The sequence below is a fragment of the Kitasatospora sp. NPDC098652 genome (assembly GCF_044760155.1).
GTDB lineage: Bacteria > Actinomycetota > Actinomycetes > Streptomycetales > Streptomycetaceae > Kitasatospora.
In genome coordinates this window covers 228,815-245,888 of the sequence record NZ_JBIWAQ010000009.1, presented here as the reverse complement: position 1 = coordinate 245,888, position 17,074 = coordinate 228,815, and the positions used below count along the sequence as shown (strand labels likewise).

The following is a 17,074-nucleotide window of genomic DNA, read 5'->3' as shown; positions in this document are numbered from 1 at the left end:
GAACCACCCGTTGGTCCCCCCCCCCCCCCCCCCCTGCCCCCCCCCCCCCCCCCCCCCCCCCCCGCGGGGGGGGCCCCCCCCCCCCCCGCGGGGGGGGCCGCCGGGCGGGGGGCCCCACGGCGACGTACCTGTCAGGCAAGACCCACCGCCCAGACGCAACGACCGACGACATGTTCCCCGACCTGGCCACGCGCCGGCAGACGTGCCATCTCTGCACGGTTCCTTCCCCCCGAACGAGAGGTCTGCGTGCCGGCAGGTTGACGCTCAACGTCCCTCAGCCGTTGAAGCCGAGCGCAGAGCGCGGAGCCGAAGCGTGTCCGCCCGCCCATGGGAGCGGGTACCTTCCGAGTACGGCCGTGCACCCGGAAGGGAACCACCATGACCCAGTGGACGGACTACACCACGGGCGAGCGCATCAAGCTCCTACGCGGACCGGACATGACACAGGAACAACTCGCCGAAGCTTCGGGCCTGTCCGTGGCAACGATCCGCAAGGCCGAACGCAATCTCGGCGGCAGCCTCCAGACGCTGCTGCGCATCTCGGCCGCTCTGCACACCGACGTGTCGGTGATCCTCGGCCAACAGGCTCCTCGCCGCGCCATGCACGGCGCCGACCGGGCGATGATGCGCGAGCTCTCCCGCACCGTCCACGACACCGCCGCCGGCGTCGGCGTCGACCTACAGCCCCCGGCCCCGGCCGAACTCGCGGCCGGACTCGCCGCCGCGTGGGAGGCCTACCGCTCCGGCGACTACGTGGGCGCGGGAGTGCGCGTCGCCCCAGCGCTGCGCGAAGCCGCGGCCACGTTGGAAGCCGCCCCGATCGACCAGAGGAGTACGGCGGCGGGCATCCTCGCGGATGCCTACCGCCTCGCCGCCTACGTGGCCAACCAGTTCGGCGCCCGAGATCTCGCGTACGCCGGAATCGGGCACGCGCAGCACCAGGCCGACCGCGCCGGGGACACCCTCCGCTCGGCCATGGTCGCATCCGGTCGGTCGTGGATCTACGTACGGGATGCCCGGCTGGACCAGGCGGAGGAGACCGCCCGCATGTCCTACGAGTCCATCGAGCCCAGGTACGGGGATCGGGACCCAGGGATGCTCGCCACCTACGGATGGCATGTGACCTTCGCGGCCGTCGTCGCTGCCCGCCAGGGGGATGCGGATGGCGCCGACGACCTGCTCTCGCAGGGGCTTGCGGTAGCGGCCCGGATGGGCAGGGACGTCATGGTGAACGGCACAGCGTTCGGGCCGGCAACGGTCATCGCACAGGCGATCGGAATCTCCGTCTCAACCGGTCGGCCGGGCAAGGCGCTCAACCTGTTCCAGTCGATCGGCGACACGGGCTCACTCACCCCGTCCGCACGTAACCGGATGCTGTTGGACGTGGCGCTCGCCCAAGCAGAGACCCGGCAGGCCGACACCGCCCTGGACACCCTGCTCGAGGTGTGCTCGACCGCGCCTGCTTGGGCTCGGCATCAGGGACTGCCCGCGGTGATCGCACAGAAGGCGAGCGCAGGCAGCGCCACCACTGCCAAGCTGCGCAAGCTCTCGTCCATCCTCGGAACATCCGTGGTCATCAGCTGAGGAGTGATACGAGGCATGTCACTCGGCGCCGGTACGACTTCCGGAACTGACACATCCCATCTGTTCACGGACGGTAATATCTCCGCGACATTGGGCGCATGCTCACGCTCCATCATCAGCGTCCGACGCTCACACGCGTTCCGGTCGCCCCCTACGTCTCAGCGACGGACCCTGTCACCTGCCAGTCCCGGGGGCTTCGGTGACGACGGCTCTCGAACATCCCCTTCCGCTGCCCGAACTCTCGACGAGCCCGGCCACCCTCCGGCTGCCTTACGTCCCCGTGTCAGTCCGCGCCGCCCGCCACATGGTCCGCGCCAAGCTCACCGAGTGGAACCTGCCCCACCTGATCGACGACGCCGAGTTGGTCGTGTCCGAGCTGGTGGGCAACGCGGCGAAGACCGGCTGCCAGGCCTCCATGATGGTCGGTGTCCGACGTACAACCAGCAGCACCGTACGACTGCTCGTCTCGGACGGCTCCGCATCCCTGCCCGTGCTGATCGACGCCGGACCGCGCGCCGAATCCGGTCGAGGGCTCGCACTGGTCGACCAGCTCACTCGCCAGCGGTGGGGCGTGACCGTATGGCCGCACGGCAAGGTCGTCCACGCCGACCTTGCCGCTTCCCCGCCAACGCGCGCCGATGCCGGCGATGGCTCCACCCGCACATCCCAGTAGCCACACCGACGGACGGACCGACGTCGGCCGCGCGACCCCGCGCTGGCCCAGTCCCCGCCCTTGGAGGAGCAACATGACGCACTCCCCGGCCCGATATCGGCGCCGCATCGCCCGTCGCCCCAAGACGGTCGTTGCCCAAACGGACTCCTTCTGCAACCTGGACTGCGTTCATTAGGCAAGTCGCGTGTCGGGTTCGAAGGTGTCGGCATTGAACCCGCAACGCTAGCTCGGTTTGAGGCGGTCCATGAGGTCGGCAACGCCATCGATCTGGCGGTAGGGCTTGAACGCCGGCGCGAGCTCGCGCACCAGGGTGACGCACCGGTCGGCGCCGATCCTGGTCGCGAGGTCGAGGGACTGATTCGTAACGGCAAGGGCATGTTCTACCTCGCGGGCCTGCAGCAGGCTGCGGGCCTCGTAGGTCAGGAAGATCCCGCGCGTCTTGTCGCGGGAGCGCGGCAGCAGGCTCATGCCCTCGTCGATGCGGGCGTGCGCTTCGTCGGTACGGCCGAGGTCGAGCATGCACTGGCCGGAGTCGACCGCCAGGTCCGCCGTGCTCATCCACCGACACCACGCGGGGGCCTGGTCGGGGCTGTCGGTCAGCAGGGCGGCCTCGGCGGCGGCTAGATCGCGGTGGCAGTCGGAGGCGGCTCCGAGGGCGGCATGCGCGCGGGCCCTGCGAAGGTGAAGCAGAGATCGGGCGGTGGGGTGCCGGGTATGGATGAGGGCCTGGCTGAGCGGTTCGACGGCGGCGTCGGGCTGGGTAAGCCAGATGGATTGGTAGGCGAAGTCGGAGAGGATGCCGGCGCCGAGGTCGCGGTCGCGGGCGGCGTGCGCGTTGGTGAGGGCCGCGTTCCAGAGCTTGCCCGCCGCGTAGTGCCGGCCCTGGTCGAAGCGGTGCCAGCCGCAGGTGCTGGCCAGGGAGGCGGCCAGCAGGTGGAGCCGCCGGCCGATGGGTTCGGTGTAACGGCCTTGTTCCAGCAGGTCGGTGACCGTCGCCAGCTGGGCGTCCGTCAACTTCGCGGTGTGCTGGCGCTGTTCGGTGGGCAGGGCGGTCAGCTTGGCGCTGGTGTCCTCCAGCCAGTCGACCAGCTCGTCGTCGACGTGCTTGCCGTTCAGGGCGGTGGTGAGCCGGTCGGGTTCGAGGGTGGCCCACTGGGCTGAGAGCCCGGCCAGCGCGAGCGCGCTGAAGGTCATAAAGGTGCGGCGGCGGTGGTCCATTGCGGCTCTCTGTGCGTCTCGAAGTGCGTGGACGGTGAACGCCGATCCGAGCGGCACCGGTTGTTCCTGGCCGGGCAGCCAGTGAGGCCACTCGATGGCTTCCAGGTCGGCGATGGGCACGTCGAAGGCTTCGGCGATCAGGAGCTGGGATTCGATGCTGGGCGTCTTGCGCCAGTTCTCCCACTTGCTGACGGCCGCCTTGTCGGTGCCGGAGCGAAGGCCCTCGGGCCTGTTCCTGGCCGCGTGGTGGATGCGCGCCGCAAGGTCGGTCTGGGACCAGCCACGAAGCGCGCGGGCGTACGCGAGGGGGTGCCGGATCTGGTCGTCCACGGGGCCAATCCCATCATCGACGGTGACCGTGAGCGTACTGCGCGTACGGGCGGGACTACCCCGGGACTACAGACAACGCCTGGTTGGTGACCGTGAGTTGGGCTCTACTCGTCGTGCACCGACAAGTTCCTTCGCGATGCGGAAGGAGTCCGCGCATGAAACGACGCGCTGCGGTCATCGGCCTCGGCCACCAGGCGCTCGAAGACCACCTCCCCGGCCTGCTCGCCTCCAGCAGGGCCGAACTCGTCGCCGTCTGCGACAGCGACCCCGACACCCTGCGGCGGCGGCAGGAACAGCTCCAGGTCCCCGGATTCACCCGTGCCGGTGAGCTGCTGGACGCGGTGGCCCCGGACTTCGTGGTTGTCGCCGTCCCGCACCACGCCGGACGCGAGGTCGTCCAGGAGTGCGCCGCCCGGGGCGTCCACGTCCTCAAGGAAAAGCCGTTCGCCACCAGCGTGTGGGAGGCCAGGGATCTCGCCCAGGTCTGCCAGGCCGGCCAGGTCGAGCTGATGGTCACCCTCCAGCGGCGCTTCAACCCGATCCACGCGAGCGTCGCCGGGATGCTGGACCAGATCGGCACCCCCTTCCTGATCGACGGCCAGTACACCTTCCACACCGACGACCCCGGCGCCGGGTGGCGCGGGGACATCCGGCAGGCCGGGGGCGGCTGCATCATCGACATGGGCTACCACCTCATCGACCTGCTGCTGTGGTACTTCGGCCTGCCCAGCCGGGTCATCGCCGAGTTCTCCACCACCGCCGTCCCCGGCGGCGGATACGACGCGGAGGACACCGCCGTCATCCAGCTCGGTTACGACACCGGCCTGTACGGCTCGGTGATGCTGTCCCGGTGGGTGGCTCCGAAGACCGAGCGCCTGCACGTGGTCGGCACCCGCGGCTCGGTGCTGCTGACCAAGGGCCAGGTTCAGCGGCTCGACCTGCACGGCGCCGTGGTGGAGGAGCTGACCCGCCCCCACGCTCCGGCCTCGGCGGCGACCGCGCAGATCGACTACTTCTGCCGGGTCCTGGACGGCGAACGGCCGAACACCTCCGGCCCCGACCAACACCTCGCGCACGCCGCGTTCATCGCCTCCTGCTACCAGTCCAAGGCAGCAGGGCGCTACATCGACCCGAAGGAGATGCTGTGACCAGCACCCTCGCCCTGCTCGGCGGCAAGCCCGAAGTCACCACCACGGGACCGCACTTCCGTTGGCCGCCGATCGACGACACCACCCGCGCCAAGGTCGCCGCCCAGCTTGAGGAGTCGATCTCCATCCCCGGCCGGTCCGGCGTCGTCGCCGAGCTGGAGGACGGCCTGCAGGAGTACTTCGGCGTCCGCCACGCGGTCACCACCAGCTCCGGCACCGCCGCCCTGCACGCCACCTACTGGGCCGCCCGGATCAAGCCCGGCGACGAGGTCATCGTTCCAGCCTGGACCTTCCACGCCACCGCCTCCCCGCTCTTCCACCTCCGCGCGGTGCCGGTGCTGTGCGAAACCCGGCCGGACGGCAACATCGACCCGAACCGGATCGAGGAGCTGATCACCCTCCGAACCCGCGCGATCATGGTCACCCACCTGTGGGGCAAGCCCGCCGGCATGACCGACCTGGTGGCCGTGGCGAACGCCCACGGCCTTGCGGTGCTGGAGGACGGCTCCCATGCCCACGGCGCGAGCATCGCCGGGCAGAAGGTCGGCACGTTCGGCCTCGCCTCGGCCTTCTCCCTCAACGGCCCCAAGCCGCTGTCCGGCGGCGAGGGCGGGTTCGTCCTCACGGACGACGACGACACCTACCACCGCGTCATCACGCTCGCGCACTACAACAAGCGGGCCAAGACCGAGATCCCGGAAGGCCATCCGCTCGCGCGGTACGCGGTCACCGGGGCCGGCCTCAAGCTCCGCATCCACCCCCTCGCCGCCGCCATCGCCCACGACCAGCTCGCCCGCCTCGACGGCTACCTCGCCGGACGGGCCGAGATCGCCCGCTACCTCACCGGCCGGCTCGCCCGGATCCCCGGTCTGGAGGTCACCGAGATGCCCGACGGGGTGATCCCGTCCTGGTACGGGTTGACGCTCACCTACAAACCGGATGAACTCGACGGCCTTCCGATCGAGCGCTTCCACCAGGCGCTGATCGCCGAGGGCGCCACCGAGTTCGACCGCCCCGGCTCCACCTGCCCCATGAACCAGCTCCCGCTGTACCAGCAGCCCGGACCACTGTTTCCCGGGCACCCGCACTCCCACCGCCGGTACGAGGCAGGGGACTTCCCGGTCGCGGAGCACGCCCACGCCCACACGATCAAGCTCCCGGTCTGGCATCGTGAGCAGGATCTGGAAGTGGCCGAGCAGTACGTCCGCGCGGCCGCCAAGATCAGCGACCATCACAAGGAGCTGCAGTGACTGTCACCTCCCCCGAGTTCGTGGCCGGCCTGGCGGCCGACGCCGACGCCGCCGGAATCAGCGGCTTCGTCGCCGCCGCCGTGATCAATCACGACGGCCGGGTCCTGCTCGTGCGGCGCAGCCCCGACGACTACATGGGCGGGATGTGGGAGATCCCCTCCGGGACGGTCGAGTTGGAGGAGGAAGAGTCCATCCTCGACGCCCTGTACCGCGAGACTGCGGAGGAGACCGGGTTGACCATCAAGGAGGTCACCGGCTACATCGGGCACTTCGACTACCAGAACAGCCGCGGCGGCACGACCCGCCAGTTCAACTTCGCCGTCACCGTGGAGAAGACCGAACCGGTCGTCCTCACCGAGCACGACGCCCACCAGTGGGCACTCCCCAGTGAGCTGCCCGAAGTGAGCGACGCGGTTCGCGAGCTGATCGCCCGCTGAGATGGTGCGAGTGCGGCGGGGCCCTCGGATCCCCCGAAGGCCCCACCGCACCAAGGTCGAGCTGCCCTGCTGCGCGAGGTCCGAGAGGAGACCGCCACGGTCCTCCGCGAGACCGTCGAACGCGGGGACTTCCTCGCCGCCAGGTAGCCGCGAACCGGTGGCTGCGTCAGGGTGTCGGCCCGGCCACCCAGAAACCTGCACGGCCGTCGCCGTGGCCCGGCCGCCCAAGCAAACTTGAGCTCCGGAGGTGCTGCGGCCCGGTGCGGGTCCGTCCCGGGTCGCGAGCATTTCACACTGCGCCTTCATCACTCTCGGGCCGTCAACTCTCCGTATCGATCCGAAAGTCAGCGGGCTTCGACGGTCTGGCCACCAAGTACGGTATGAGCCACCAGTCACAGAGAGCATTGATGACATCCGGTGGAACTACGGCCGCCAGACCGCTCTGAAACCTCGGTGATCAAGGAGTATGCGGGTGGCGGACATTCACCCTCTGGTCACTGCTGAGCAGTGGCGGGACGCCCAGACAATCTGGGACTACCACCAGATGCACCACGAGCTGCGTGCGTGCGATGCGGCAATCGGCCTCGGCAGCCACGATCTCGGAGTGCCGGTCTACGCGGCCGAGCTCTACCACGAGGGTCTCTTCCCGACCCTGGTCTTCACCGGTGGCCCCAATCGCACCCACCCGGAGCGGTTCCCTCGGGGCGAGGCGGTGCACTTCCGCGAGCACGCTCTTGAGCTCGGCGTCCCGCAGTCCGCGATCATTCTGGAGCCGAACGCCACGAACACCGGCCAGAACATCAGCCTCTCGCGGGAGGCACTGGCCTCGGCCGGACGTGAGGTTCGGTCGGTGATGCTGATCGCGATGCCGTACATGGAGAGGCGCGCGTTCGCCACCTGCCGCAAGCTGTGGCCGGACGTTGAGGTGGTTTGCGCCTCGGCACCAGTGGGGCTAACCGACTACACAAAGGTCATCGGGAGCGAGAAACACGTCATCGACATGCTCGTCGGGGACATGCAACGGGTGATCGAGTACCCGAAGCTCGGGTTCGCCGTCGAGCAGGAGGTCCCGGAGGAAGTCAATGCCGCTTACGACCGGCTCTGCTGGGCCGGCTTCGACACACGACTCATCAAGCCCTGACATTCTGCCGCCGCTCGGCCGGACGTGCGCCATCCATCAGTCTCGCGGGCCTTCGAGCCTCAGACCAGCTCGGCCAGCGCCTTGTCCAGGCGCTCCAGGGTCCGCTCGCGGCCGAGTACCTCCAGCGACTCGAACAGTGGCAGCCCCACCGTCCGCCCGGTCACCGCCACCCGCACCGGAGCCTGGGCCTTGCCCAGCTTCAAACCGAAGACGGCCGCCGTCTCCTCCAGGACCGCCTTGAGCGAGGCCGCGTCCCACTGCGCCTCGGCCAGGCGGCGCCGCGCCTCCCGAAGCAGGTCCGCCGCCCCCTCCTTCATCGCCTTCACCCACGACGCCTCGTCGCGCACCGGCTCGTCCAGGAACAGGAAGTCGACGTACGCCGTGATCTCCGACAGCACCGAGATCCGCGTCTGCGCCAGCTCGGCCACGGCGGCGAACTGCGCCGGGTCGAACGCCTCCGCCGGCCACGGAGCCCGAGGCGCGGACAGCCACGGTCCGCACGCCGCCACAAAGTCGTCCACCGGCAGAGCCCGCAGATACTCCCCGTTGAACGAGGCCAGCTTCTTCACGTCGAAGAACGCCGACGAGCCGTTCACATCCTCCACCCGGAACAGCTGCTCCAGCTCGGAGTACGGACGGATCTCGACATCGTCCTTCGGTCCCCACCCCAGCAGCATCAGGTAGTTGACCATCGCCTCCGGCAGGTAGCCCTCGGCCAGGTAGTCCTCCAGCGCCACCTTGTCACGCCGCTTGGAGAGCTTCTGCCGCTTCTCGTTCACGATGACCGGCAGGTGCGCCCACACCGGAGGCTCGGCGCCCAGCGCGCGCCACAGCAGCTGCTGCTTGGGGGTGTTCGAGAGGTGCTCCTCACCACGGATCACCTGGGTGATCCCCTCATCGAGATCGTCGACCACGTTGGCCAGCAGGAAGACCGGGCTGCCGTCGCCCCTGGCGATCACGAAGTCCTCGATGGCCGCGTTGGGGAACTCGGGGTTGCCGCGGATCAGGTCGACCACCACGGTGGTCCCCAGGTCCGGGGTGCGGAACCGCAGCGCCCGGCCGGCCTCGAAGCCCAGGCCCCGCTCACGACAGAACCCGTCGTAGCCGAGCTGCTGGGAGCCGGTGCGCTCGGCCACCTGCTCACGCGTGCAGTCGCAGTAGTACGCGAGGCCGGCCTCGTACAGCGTGGCAGCGGCCTCGCGGTGCCGGGCCTCGTTCTCCGACTGGAAGAAGGGGCCTTCGAACGCCGGGTCCGCCTTCGAGATGCCGATGGAAGCAAGCGCGCCGATGATCCCCTCGGTCCACTCCTCGCGATTACGAGCCGCATCGGTGTCCTCGATCCGCAGGACGAACCTGCCGCCGCGCTGTCGTGCGGTCGCCCAGTTGTAGAGCGCCGAACGGGCACCACCGACGTGGAACATGCCAGTGGGACTCGGAGCGAAGCGGACGCGGACGGGCGGGGAGGCAACAGTCATGCGAACACGGTAGCGGCGCCCGTGGGTCCGAGTTGCCGTACACCGCGATCGATGCTGACCTGATGATGGACACGGGTGGTGGCCCGGGTGTCCAGAGGCGTATCGCGAGTTCACCCGATCGAAGGATGAGCCGGTGTGGATGTACGGAGAGCGACCGGCGCAGACGCGCTGTCGATAGCCCGCCTCCGCGCGCAGATGATCAAGGCAACCCCGACCGGTCGGTGGTTCGAGGACCTCACCGCCTATCTGGAGGACGGCCTTGCCCGCGCTGAGGACATCGCCGGATTCGTCGTCGACGGGCCGGCCGACTGTCTCGTCTCGGTCGCACTCGGAAGCATCTACGAAGCGCCCCCCGGACCGACGTACAGCGGCCGGACCGGGTATGTGCACCTTGTGCTGACGGCGCCAGGCTACCGCCGCCAAGGGAACGGCAGGGCCGTCACCGCCAGACTCCTGACCTGGTTCTGGGACGAGGGGTGTGGGCTGGTCAGCCTCAACACCAGTGTGGACGGCGCACATTTGTATCGTTCGCTCGGCTTCGAGAACAATGTGCGCTCCATGAGGCTCTTTAAGCCTGAGTGAGCGACTGGGAGTTCAGGAGGACAGAACCGCCACGCAAGGCGCGGCGTGGAAGTCGCAGGGCAACTCGGCCGCCCGATCATCCGCGCGCAAACCACGACACCAATTACACACGGGCTCGCCAGAAAACGACCATGCCTGATTGTCGATCAGATTTGCTTCGGCGGAGGCGGATTGACCATCTGGGCGTTGTGGTACGTTCCGTAATCCAACCGAAAATAGGCGACCCCGGCGGTGCTACCAACACCCCGGGGTCCGGCAACAGGAGCTCGAACTCCCAATGCGCATCCATCGTAGCGCCCACGTGCGCAACTTCACCGTGCTACCCAACGCCGTTCTCCAGTACCGGCGGTTGAGCTACACCGCCCGCGGCCTGCTCGCGGACCTCCTCTCCCGGCCCGACGGCTGGCGCGAGGACGGACGGCACATGGCCGACAGCAGTACCCAAGGGCGCGGCGCCGTCCGCAAGGCGTTGAAGGAGCTGGCCGAGGCCGGGTACTACCGGGTCGAGAAGATCCGCATGCCGGACGGCACGATCATCACCGAGACCCACGTCTACGACACCCCGCAACTCGCTAAACCGGGTACCACCCGTCCGGCGCCCGGTGCAGCGGCAACCGGCCGTGCTGGCAGCCCTGTTGTAAAGGACCGGCATCAAGCACCCTCCCTCCCCCCGAGCCCGGCAGGCGAAAGCGACCGGGGAGGCGAGGAGGAACCACCCGAGATCCGCGAAGCGGTGGCCACGCTGTTCCGGGTGATCCTCCCCGAGCCCCGGCTGCGCCTGGGCGAGGCCGAAGCCGCCGAACTCGCGCCCCTCGTCGCCCAGTGGCTGCAACGCGGCGCCGCCCACGCCGACCTCGCGAACGCCCTGCTGCCGGGCCTGCCCACCCCGGTGCACTCGGCTGCGGCCGTGCTCCGCTACCGCCTGGTGCACAAGATGCCGCCCGCCCGGTCCGCTGCACGGCCACCGGCCCGCTACGCGGAGTGCGCCAAGTGCCACGACCCCGTGCCACGACCGGGCATCTGCCGCCCGTGCGCCGGCCTGACCGCCCGAACCCCACCGGCCCGCGAGGGCGCGGACGTGGCCACCGCAGGTGCCGCCCGAGTCCGAACTGCCCTGCGCTCCGCGATGACCGGCAGTCGGCCTGCACAGATCGCAGCCTGAGACGTGTTCCACCAGGGCGGGACAGCGCCCGGCGAGGCCCGGGGTGGGCACCCGCCGACAGGCGGGTGGGGGGTGGATGGTGGGGAACGGCGGCGAACCTGCCCAACGAAGCAGATCACGCGCGCGTGTTCACCCGGCGGCGGGCGACATGGGGCCCGGATGCACCGCTGCCGCGCGAACCCTCGGTTCGCGCGGCAGCGGGTTGACGGTCGAGGAACGACCTCAGACGTTGAAGCCAAGCGCCCGCCGCTGGTCGCGGCCGTCGCCGGTGATCTTGTCCGGGCCCCACGACGGAATCCGGCGTTCTCCGGCCCGGTCCCGCTGGGGCCCGGTCCCGCTGGGGCCCGGGCCCTAGCGGGACTGGGCGACCAGGCGCCACAGCCGGGCCGGGGCGGGGAGGCCGAGTTCGGTGCGCAGGCGGCGTTCGTAGCGCTCGACGTCCTGCAGGGCGTCGCACGGGTTGCCCTCGGCGAGGTGGGCGCGGATGAGGCACGCCTGGCTGCTCTCACGCAGCGGGTCCGCCCGGACGGCGGCGCCGGCCGCGGCCACCGCCTCCGGGAAGCGGCCGGTCCCGACGAACGCGCAGGCCAGGGCCTCCAGGGCGTGCACCCGCAGGCGCCGCCAGGCGTCCGCCTCCAGCAGCGTCCAGTCCTCGTACCAGCCCGGCAGCAGGTCCGCCGAGAGGGCCTCGACGGCCGCCAGCCCGAGGCCGTCCCGGCCCGGCTCCGCACCGGGGGCCAGGATCCGGCGGGCCAGCGAACGGGCGTCACGCAGGTCCACGCCGACGCCGTCGGCCAGCCTCAGCTCGGCCGGGCCGATCTCCAGGGCCGCCCGGCCGGCCGCCGGCAGGCGGGACAGCGCCGAGCGCAGGCTCGCGAGCGCACAGCGTTCCCTGGCGTCCGGCCACAGCGTCCCGGCGACCAGGCCGCGCGGCACGTTCCCGTTGCAGCACAGGGCGACGAACGCGATTAATCGCTCCGCCCCCGCGGAGACTGCCACCGGCGCGCCACCGGCCGACAGGGCGAAGCCGCCGAGCAGGCCGAGCCGTACGCCCGCACCGCGAACCGGTGAGCGCCGATCGCCGCAGGCCATCCAACCACCATCTCTTCGTGCACAGATCAGCCCCTTCTCCATGCTGCCCTGCCCACTGAGCGCTGTCGACCTCAGTCGAAGTTCACGCAGTACCCGACCGGGATCGACGCCGTGACCCGGCCGGAGGTCAGGTCGACCGCCCGCGCGGTGGCGTTCTTCGACGCACAGCTGAACGGGTGCCCGGTGTTCAGGCCGAAGCTGCCGCCCGCGAACCCGGAGTTCCGGACCGCCGTCACGGTCTGCGACCACTGCACGGTGCCGGTCGAATTCAGGACGATCTGCACCCGCACCCGGCCGTTGATGTTGAAGTGGTCACCGCTGACCTCCACTTGGCCGTTCGTGTCGTCGGCCCAGATCCGCACCGCCAGCCGCCGGTCGTCGGCCTGGCTGTTGTCGAATCGCGTCTGCGCACGGGTCTCCGGGGTCACGCAGACGGTGTCGCCGACCCAGGCCTCGCGCCAGACGAAGCCCTGGACGCAGAAACCGTCCGCCAGGGTCCGGACGGGCACCTGGCTGTTGTCGAACGCCGCCTGGGAGCGGATGTCCGGCGTCACGCAGACGTGGTCCCCCGGCCTGGCGTCGCGCCACACGAAGCCCTGGCGGCAGGTGTCCGGGCCGAAGTCCTGGGCGTGCGCCGAGGACGCCCCCAGCGCGGCGCCGCCAAGGGCCAGGACCGCTGCCATCGCCGTGTTCATCCCGGTGTGCAGGATCCGTCGAGTACCCATGTCCGCACCTCCTCGAAGAGCCTGCGCCCAGCCTGCGCCGCGCACCGTCACGGCGGTGTGACGGCCGGGGGTGTGACGGCCGGGGACGCCGGAACGCCGCTGCCCGGAACTCCCTACGGAGCCCCGGGCAGCGGCGTTCCCGTACCTAGGAACTCCAGGGCTTCCAGGCATCGGTGACGATCTCGACATCGAACGGTTCCGGGAGTCGAACGGACTCCCCGAACTTCCACTCACCCAAGGACTCGTACGTTCCCTCGGCCTTGTTCGGCTCGCCGAACAAGGTGACGCCGGGCTGACGCGGATCACGGTCGACCAGCAAGTAGTACGGCACCCCTGTCCGCGCGTACCCGCTCCACTTGGTGGACTTGACCTGGCGGCCGAACATGGGACGGCGGTCGTGACGGGCGTTGGACGATGAGGTCACCTCGACCACCAGCGCCAGATCGTGCGGGTGCAGGTGCAGGACGTCTTCAGCGCGCTTCTCCGCGTCGATGTCCTTCTGCACGACGACCGTGTCGGGGACGTAGCCGTCCCCGATCTCGATCAGGTCCAGGTTGATGGCCTGTACGACCCGCCACTGGAAGTCGTCATCCGTGAACCACGCACGCTCGAAGCCCCGATGGATATCCGAAAGGATTCCCCCGTGGGCGTATACCGGCGCCGGTGACACGACGATCTCCCCTCCGACCACCTCGACTCGCGTGCCGTCGTCCGGTAGCCGGAGGTATTCCTCCAGTTCTCCCCGGACCCACATGGCGTACGGCGAGTCAGGCAGAAGCAACTGCGCAAACGCAATCACCGACATGACTTCGCTCCCTCCGAGGTCGCGGCACCAGCCTGGCCGCCCGGTCGCAGATATACCGCTGCCGCGCAAATCCTTCCTCCTAAGGAGCGGTTTGCGCGGCAACAGATTGACGCTCGACGTAGCTCAGGCAGCACGCGCGGGCGTTCACCCAGTCGCGGAAACGCCGCTGCCCGGGACTCCACGAAGGAGTCCCGGGCAGCGGAACAACGATCGACGATCGACGATCAGGCCTCAGACGTTGAAGCCCAGCGCCCGCAGCTGGTCGCGGCCGTCGTCGGTGATCTTGTCCGGGCCCCACGGCGGCATCCAGACCCAGTTGATCCGCAGGTCCTGGACCAGGCCGTCGGTGGCGGTCTTGGCCTGGTCCTCGATGACGTCGGTCAGCGGGCAGGCCGCCGAGGTGAGCGTCATGTCGATGGTGGCCACATCGGACTCGTCGATGTGGATGCCGTAGATCAGCCCCAGGTTGACGACGTCGATGCCCAGTTCGGGGTCGACGACGTCCATCAGGGCCTCGGTCAGGTCCTCGACCGAGACGGTGCCGGCCGTGGTGCCGACGATGACGGTGCCGGTCTGCTCCTCCGCAGTGGAGGGGGTTTCGTCACTCATGGTCTTGTCCTCCTCTGCGGGTCAGTCGTTCACGGCGGGGTGCTTGGCGAGCGCCTGGGCGGTGGCGTCCTTCCAGGCCATCCAGCTGAGCAGGGCGCACTTGACCCGGGCCGGGTACTTGGAGACGCCGGCGAACGCGACCGCGTCCTCCAGCACCTCCTCGTCGCCCTCGCCCTGGCCCTTGCTCTGCATCAGCTCCAGGAAGGCCTCCTGGACGGCCTGCGCCTCGCCGACGGTCTTGCCGACCACCAGCTCGTTCAGCACCGAGGCGCTGGCCTGGCTGATCGAGCAGCCCTGGGACTCGTACGAGACGTCGGCGACGGTCGCGCCGTCGAGCTTCACCCGCAGGGTGATCTCGTCGCCACACGTCGGGTTGACGTGGTGCACCTCGGCGTCGCCGTCCCGCAGCCCCTTGCCCTTCGGGTTGCGGTAGTGGTCCAGGATGATGTCCTGGTACATCGAGTCGAGCTTCATGATCGTCCTGCCCTGTCCCGTCAGCCGAAGAAGTTCCGGACGTGGTGCAGGCCGTCGATCAGCGCGTCGACCTCGCCCGGCGTCGAGTACAGGTAGAACGACGCCCGCGTGGTCGCCGGAATTCCGTACCGGAGGCAGACCGGACGCGCGCAGTGGTGTCCGACGCGCACGGCGACGCCCTGCTCGTCCAGCACCTGGCCCACGTCGTGCGGGTGGATGTCACCGAGGGTGAAGGAGATCGCGGCGCCGCGGTCCACGGCCGTGCGCGGACCGATGATCCGCAGGTCGGGGACCTCCAGCAGGCGCTCCACCGCGTACTCGGTGATGGCGTGCTCGTGCGCGGCGATCTTGTCCATGCCGATGGCCGACAGGTAGTCGATGGCCGCGCCGAGCCCGACCGCCTGGGCGATCGGCGGGGTGCCGGCCTCGAACTTGTGCGGCGCCGGGGCGTAGGTGGACGAGCCCATGGTGACGGTCTCGATCATCTCGCCGCCGCCGAGGAACGGCGGGAGGTCCTCCAGGAGCTCCTGGCGGCCCCAGAGCACGCCGATGCCGGTCGGGCCGAGCATCTTGTGCCCGGTGAAGGCGACGAAGTCGGCCTCCAGCGCCTGGACGTCGAGCACCATGTGCGGCGCGGCCTGCGAGGCGTCGATGACGACCAGCGCGCCGACCGACTGGGCCTTGCGGACGATCGTCTCGACCGGGTTGACGGTGCCCAGCAGGTTGGAGACCAGGGTGAAGGAGACCACCTTGGTCTTCTCGGTGATCAGCTCGTCGATGTCGGACAGGTCGAGCCGGCCCTCGTCGGTGAGCCCGAACCACTTGAGCTTCGCACCGGTGCGCTGCGAGAGCAGCTGCCACGGGACGATGTTGGAGTGGTGCTCCATCTCCGTGATCACGATCTCGGAGTCGGCGTCGACCTTGTACGGCTCGTCGGCCCAACCGAGCATGTTGGCAACGAGGTTGAGCGACTCGGAGGCGTTCTTGGTGAAGATCACCTCGTTGCGGCTCGGCGCGTTGACGAAGGCCGCGACCTTGTCGCGGGCGCCCTCGTACAGGGCCGTGGCCTCCTCGGCGAGCACGTGCACGCCGCGGTGGACGTTGGCGTTGTGCCGCTCGTAGTAGGCGTTCAGCGCCTCCAGCACCTGGCGCGGCTTCTGCGAGGTCGCCGCGTTGTCCAGGTAGACCAGCGGCTTGTCGTCGTGGAGCAGCCGCTGCAGGACCGGGAAGTCCTTGCGGATCGCGTCGGTGTCGAGCAGGCCGGACAGCGGGGTACGGGTCACTCGGAAGCGCCCCCCTTCACATAAGCCTCGTAGCCCTCGTTCTCCAGCTTGTCGGCCAGCTCGGCGCCGCCGGACTCGACGATGCGGCCGCCCGCGAAGACGTGGACGTAGTCGGGCTTGATGTACCGCAGGATGCGGGTGTAGTGGGTCACCAGCAGGGTGCCGACCTCGCCGGTGGAGCGGACCCGGTTGATGCCCTCGGAGACGATCCGCAGCGCGTCGACGTCCAGGCCGGAGTCGGTCTCGTCGAGGATCGCGATCTTCGGCTTGAGGAGCTCCAGCTGGAGGATCTCGTGGCGCTTCTTCTCGCCGCCGGAGAAGCCCTCGTTGACGTTGCGCTCGGCGAAGGCCGGGTCCATCTGCAGGGCGGCCATCGCCTCCTTGACCTCCTTGACCCACAGCCGCAGCTTGGGGGCCTCGCCGCGGACGGCGGTGGCGGCGGTGCGCAGGAAGTTGGAGACCGAGACGCCGGGGACCTCGACCGGGTACTGCATGGCCAGGAAGACGCCGGCCTTGGCGCGCTCGTCGACGGACATCTCCAGGACGTCCTCGCCGTCCAGCAGCACGCTGCCGCCGGTGACGGTGTACTTGGGGTGGCCGGCCAGCGAGTAGGCCAGGGTGGACTTGCCGGAGCCGTTCGGACCCATGATGGCGTGGGTCTCGCCCTGCTTCACGGTCAGGTCGACGCCCTTCAGGATCTCGCGCGGGCCGTTCTCGGCCTCGACGGAGACGTGCAGGTCGCGGATTTCAAGGGTTGCCATGTGTACTCAGGACTCCTGGTTGACGGAGACGAGCACATCGTCCCCTTCGATCTTTACGGGGTAGACAGCGACCGGCTTGGTGGCGGGCAGGCCGGAGGGCTTGCCGGTGCGCAGGTCGAAGCTGGAGCCGTGCAGCCAGCACTCGATCATGCAGTCCTCGACCTCGCCCTCCGCGAGCGAGACGTTCGCGTGCGAGCAGGTGTCGTTGATCGCGAACACCCCCTCGTCGGTGCGGACGACCGTGACCGGCACGCCGTTGAGGTCCACGCGCTTGGGAACGTCCTCCTGGAGGTCGCTCAGCGCGCAGGCACGCAGGAAGCTCATC

At 69.5% G+C, this 17,074-nt stretch carries 18 protein-coding genes; 8 read left to right on the top strand and 10 right to left on the bottom strand.

Translation table 11 applies throughout. The features are described from left to right. Nucleotides 1-378: 378 nt before the first annotated feature. Both ACIQWA_RS21495 and ACIQWA_RS21490 read left to right on the top strand, forming a co-directional pair. Nucleotides 379-1,584, top strand: a complete 1,206-nt coding sequence (locus tag ACIQWA_RS21495) for a helix-turn-helix domain-containing protein (RefSeq protein WP_402484606.1) — start codon at nucleotides 379-381, stop codon at nucleotides 1,582-1,584. Nucleotides 1,585-1,783: 199 nt separating this feature from the next. Next, nucleotides 1,784-2,257, top strand: coding sequence for an ATP-binding protein (locus tag ACIQWA_RS21490; protein ID WP_402484604.1), 474 nt, complete (start codon nucleotides 1,784-1,786; stop codon nucleotides 2,255-2,257). Between the two features lie 222 nt (nucleotides 2,258-2,479). On the opposite strand, the gene ACIQWA_RS21485 is transcribed toward ACIQWA_RS21490, so the two are convergent. Continuing rightward, a complete protein-coding gene (locus ACIQWA_RS21485; RefSeq protein WP_402484602.1) occupies nucleotides 2,480-3,805 on the bottom strand; it encodes a helix-turn-helix transcriptional regulator in 1,326 nt (441 codons plus the stop codon). A gap of 155 nt (nucleotides 3,806-3,960) precedes the next feature. Between ACIQWA_RS21485 and ACIQWA_RS21480 the strand changes: the two genes are divergently transcribed. The 4 genes from ACIQWA_RS21480 (at nucleotide 3,961) to ACIQWA_RS21465 (ending at nucleotide 7,781) form a co-directional block, all read left to right on the top strand. Then, the gene (locus tag ACIQWA_RS21480) at nucleotides 3,961-4,953 is read left to right on the top strand and encodes a Gfo/Idh/MocA family protein (protein WP_402484600.1); all 993 of its coding nucleotides are present in this window, start codon (nucleotides 3,961-3,963) and stop codon (nucleotides 4,951-4,953) included. Then, nucleotides 4,950-6,203 (top strand): DegT/DnrJ/EryC1/StrS family aminotransferase, encoded by a 1,254-nt coding sequence (locus ACIQWA_RS21475; protein WP_402484598.1) that lies wholly within the window; start codon nucleotides 4,950-4,952, stop codon nucleotides 6,201-6,203. The genes ACIQWA_RS21480 and ACIQWA_RS21475 overlap by 4 nt, the downstream gene beginning before the upstream one ends. Next, entirely contained in the window at nucleotides 6,200-6,640 is a 441-nt protein-coding gene (locus tag ACIQWA_RS21470; RefSeq protein WP_402484596.1) for an NUDIX hydrolase, read from the top strand. The genes ACIQWA_RS21475 and ACIQWA_RS21470 overlap by 4 nt, the downstream gene beginning before the upstream one ends. Nucleotides 6,641-7,106: 466 nt before the next feature. Further along, entirely contained in the window at nucleotides 7,107-7,781 is a 675-nt protein-coding gene (locus tag ACIQWA_RS21465; protein WP_402484594.1) for a YdcF family protein, read from the top strand. Nucleotides 7,782-7,840: 59 nt separating this feature from the next. Here the strand turns inward: ACIQWA_RS21465 and gltX are convergent, their stop codons facing one another. Next, nucleotides 7,841-9,202, bottom strand: a complete 1,362-nt coding sequence (gene gltX, locus ACIQWA_RS21460; protein WP_402484748.1) for a glutamate--tRNA ligase — start codon at nucleotides 9,200-9,202, stop codon at nucleotides 7,841-7,843. A 189-nt stretch (nucleotides 9,203-9,391) separates the two neighbouring features. Between gltX and ACIQWA_RS21455 the strand changes: the two genes are divergently transcribed. Continuing rightward, nucleotides 9,392-9,838, top strand: a complete 447-nt coding sequence (locus tag ACIQWA_RS21455) for a GNAT family N-acetyltransferase (protein ID WP_402484592.1) — start codon at nucleotides 9,392-9,394, stop codon at nucleotides 9,836-9,838. Nucleotides 9,839-10,115: 277 nt separating this feature from the next. After that, nucleotides 10,116-11,000 (top strand): hypothetical protein, encoded by an 885-nt coding sequence (locus tag ACIQWA_RS21450; protein WP_402484591.1) that lies wholly within the window; start codon nucleotides 10,116-10,118, stop codon nucleotides 10,998-11,000. Nucleotides 11,001-11,351: 351 nt separating this feature from the next. On the opposite strand, the gene ACIQWA_RS21445 is transcribed toward ACIQWA_RS21450, so the two are convergent. The 8 genes from ACIQWA_RS21445 to ACIQWA_RS21410 form a co-directional block, all read right to left on the bottom strand. Then, complete coding sequence (locus ACIQWA_RS21445) at nucleotides 11,352-12,092, bottom strand: BTAD domain-containing putative transcriptional regulator (RefSeq protein ID WP_402484589.1); 741 nt, start codon at nucleotides 12,090-12,092, stop codon at nucleotides 11,352-11,354. A gap of 71 nt (nucleotides 12,093-12,163) precedes the next feature. After that, nucleotides 12,164-12,817 carry a hypothetical protein gene (locus tag ACIQWA_RS21440; protein WP_402484587.1) on the bottom strand — a complete coding sequence of 218 codons (654 nt, stop codon included), beginning with the start codon at nucleotides 12,815-12,817 and terminating at the stop codon, nucleotides 12,164-12,166. A 145-nt stretch (nucleotides 12,818-12,962) separates the two neighbouring features. Next, a complete protein-coding gene (locus ACIQWA_RS21435; protein ID WP_402484586.1) occupies nucleotides 12,963-13,622 on the bottom strand; it encodes a Uma2 family endonuclease in 660 nt (219 codons plus the stop codon). A gap of 231 nt (nucleotides 13,623-13,853) precedes the next feature. Beyond that, the gene (locus ACIQWA_RS21430) at nucleotides 13,854-14,231 is read right to left on the bottom strand and encodes a metal-sulfur cluster assembly factor (RefSeq protein WP_259316762.1); all 378 of its coding nucleotides are present in this window, start codon (nucleotides 14,229-14,231) and stop codon (nucleotides 13,854-13,856) included. 21 nt (nucleotides 14,232-14,252) lie between these two features. Then, nucleotides 14,253-14,705 carry a Fe-S cluster assembly sulfur transfer protein SufU gene (sufU, locus tag ACIQWA_RS21425; RefSeq protein ID WP_360236185.1) on the bottom strand — a complete coding sequence of 151 codons (453 nt, stop codon included), beginning with the start codon at nucleotides 14,703-14,705 and terminating at the stop codon, nucleotides 14,253-14,255. A gap of 20 nt (nucleotides 14,706-14,725) precedes the next feature. Further along, the gene (locus ACIQWA_RS21420) at nucleotides 14,726-15,988 is read right to left on the bottom strand and encodes a cysteine desulfurase (RefSeq protein ID WP_402484583.1); all 1,263 of its coding nucleotides are present in this window, start codon (nucleotides 15,986-15,988) and stop codon (nucleotides 14,726-14,728) included. Further along, on the bottom strand, nucleotides 15,985-16,749 hold the full coding sequence (gene sufC, locus ACIQWA_RS21415; RefSeq protein ID WP_030290237.1) for a Fe-S cluster assembly ATPase SufC: 765 nt from the start codon (nucleotides 16,747-16,749) through the stop codon (nucleotides 15,985-15,987). The genes ACIQWA_RS21420 and sufC overlap by 4 nt, the downstream gene beginning before the upstream one ends. 6 nt (nucleotides 16,750-16,755) lie before the next feature. After that, nucleotides 16,756-17,073, bottom strand: coding sequence for a bifunctional 3-phenylpropionate/cinnamic acid dioxygenase ferredoxin subunit (locus tag ACIQWA_RS21410; protein WP_402484581.1), 318 nt, complete (start codon nucleotides 17,071-17,073; stop codon nucleotides 16,756-16,758). Between the last annotated feature and the right edge of the window lies 1 nt (nucleotide 17,074).

What these genes read in the sequence shown, in the direction of transcription:
- ACIQWA_RS21495 (WP_402484606.1), top strand. Translation starts at nt 379, where the DNA reads ATGACCCAGTGGACGGACTACACCACGGGCGAGCGCATCAAGCTCCTA.
- ACIQWA_RS21480 (WP_402484600.1), top strand. Translation starts at nt 3,961, where the DNA reads ATGAAACGACGCGCTGCGGTCATCGGCCTCGGCCACCAGGCGCTCGAA.
- ACIQWA_RS21465 (WP_402484594.1), top strand. Translation starts at nt 7,107, where the DNA reads ATGCGGGTGGCGGACATTCACCCTCTGGTCACTGCTGAGCAGTGGCGG.
- gltX (WP_402484748.1), bottom strand. Translation starts at nt 9,202, where the DNA reads ATGTTCCACGTCGGTGGTGCCCGTTCGGCGCTCTACAACTGGGCGACC.
- ACIQWA_RS21450 (WP_402484591.1), top strand. Translation starts at nt 10,116, where the DNA reads ATGCGCATCCATCGTAGCGCCCACGTGCGCAACTTCACCGTGCTACCC.
- ACIQWA_RS21445 (WP_402484589.1), bottom strand. Translation starts at nt 12,092, where the DNA reads ATGGCCTGCGGCGATCGGCGCTCACCGGTTCGCGGTGCGGGCGTACGG.
- ACIQWA_RS21440 (WP_402484587.1), bottom strand. Translation starts at nt 12,817, where the DNA reads ATGGGTACTCGACGGATCCTGCACACCGGGATGAACACGGCGATGGCA.
- ACIQWA_RS21435 (WP_402484586.1), bottom strand. Translation starts at nt 13,622, where the DNA reads ATGTCGGTGATTGCGTTTGCGCAGTTGCTTCTGCCTGACTCGCCGTAC.
- ACIQWA_RS21430 (WP_259316762.1), bottom strand. Translation starts at nt 14,231, where the DNA reads ATGAGTGACGAAACCCCCTCCACTGCGGAGGAGCAGACCGGCACCGTC.
- sufU (WP_360236185.1), bottom strand. Translation starts at nt 14,705, where the DNA reads ATGAAGCTCGACTCGATGTACCAGGACATCATCCTGGACCACTACCGC.
- sufC (WP_030290237.1), bottom strand. Translation starts at nt 16,749, where the DNA reads ATGGCAACCCTTGAAATCCGCGACCTGCACGTCTCCGTCGAGGCCGAG.
- ACIQWA_RS21410 (WP_402484581.1), bottom strand. Translation starts at nt 17,073, where the DNA reads ATGAGCTTCCTGCGTGCCTGCGCGCTGAGCGACCTCCAGGAGGACGTT.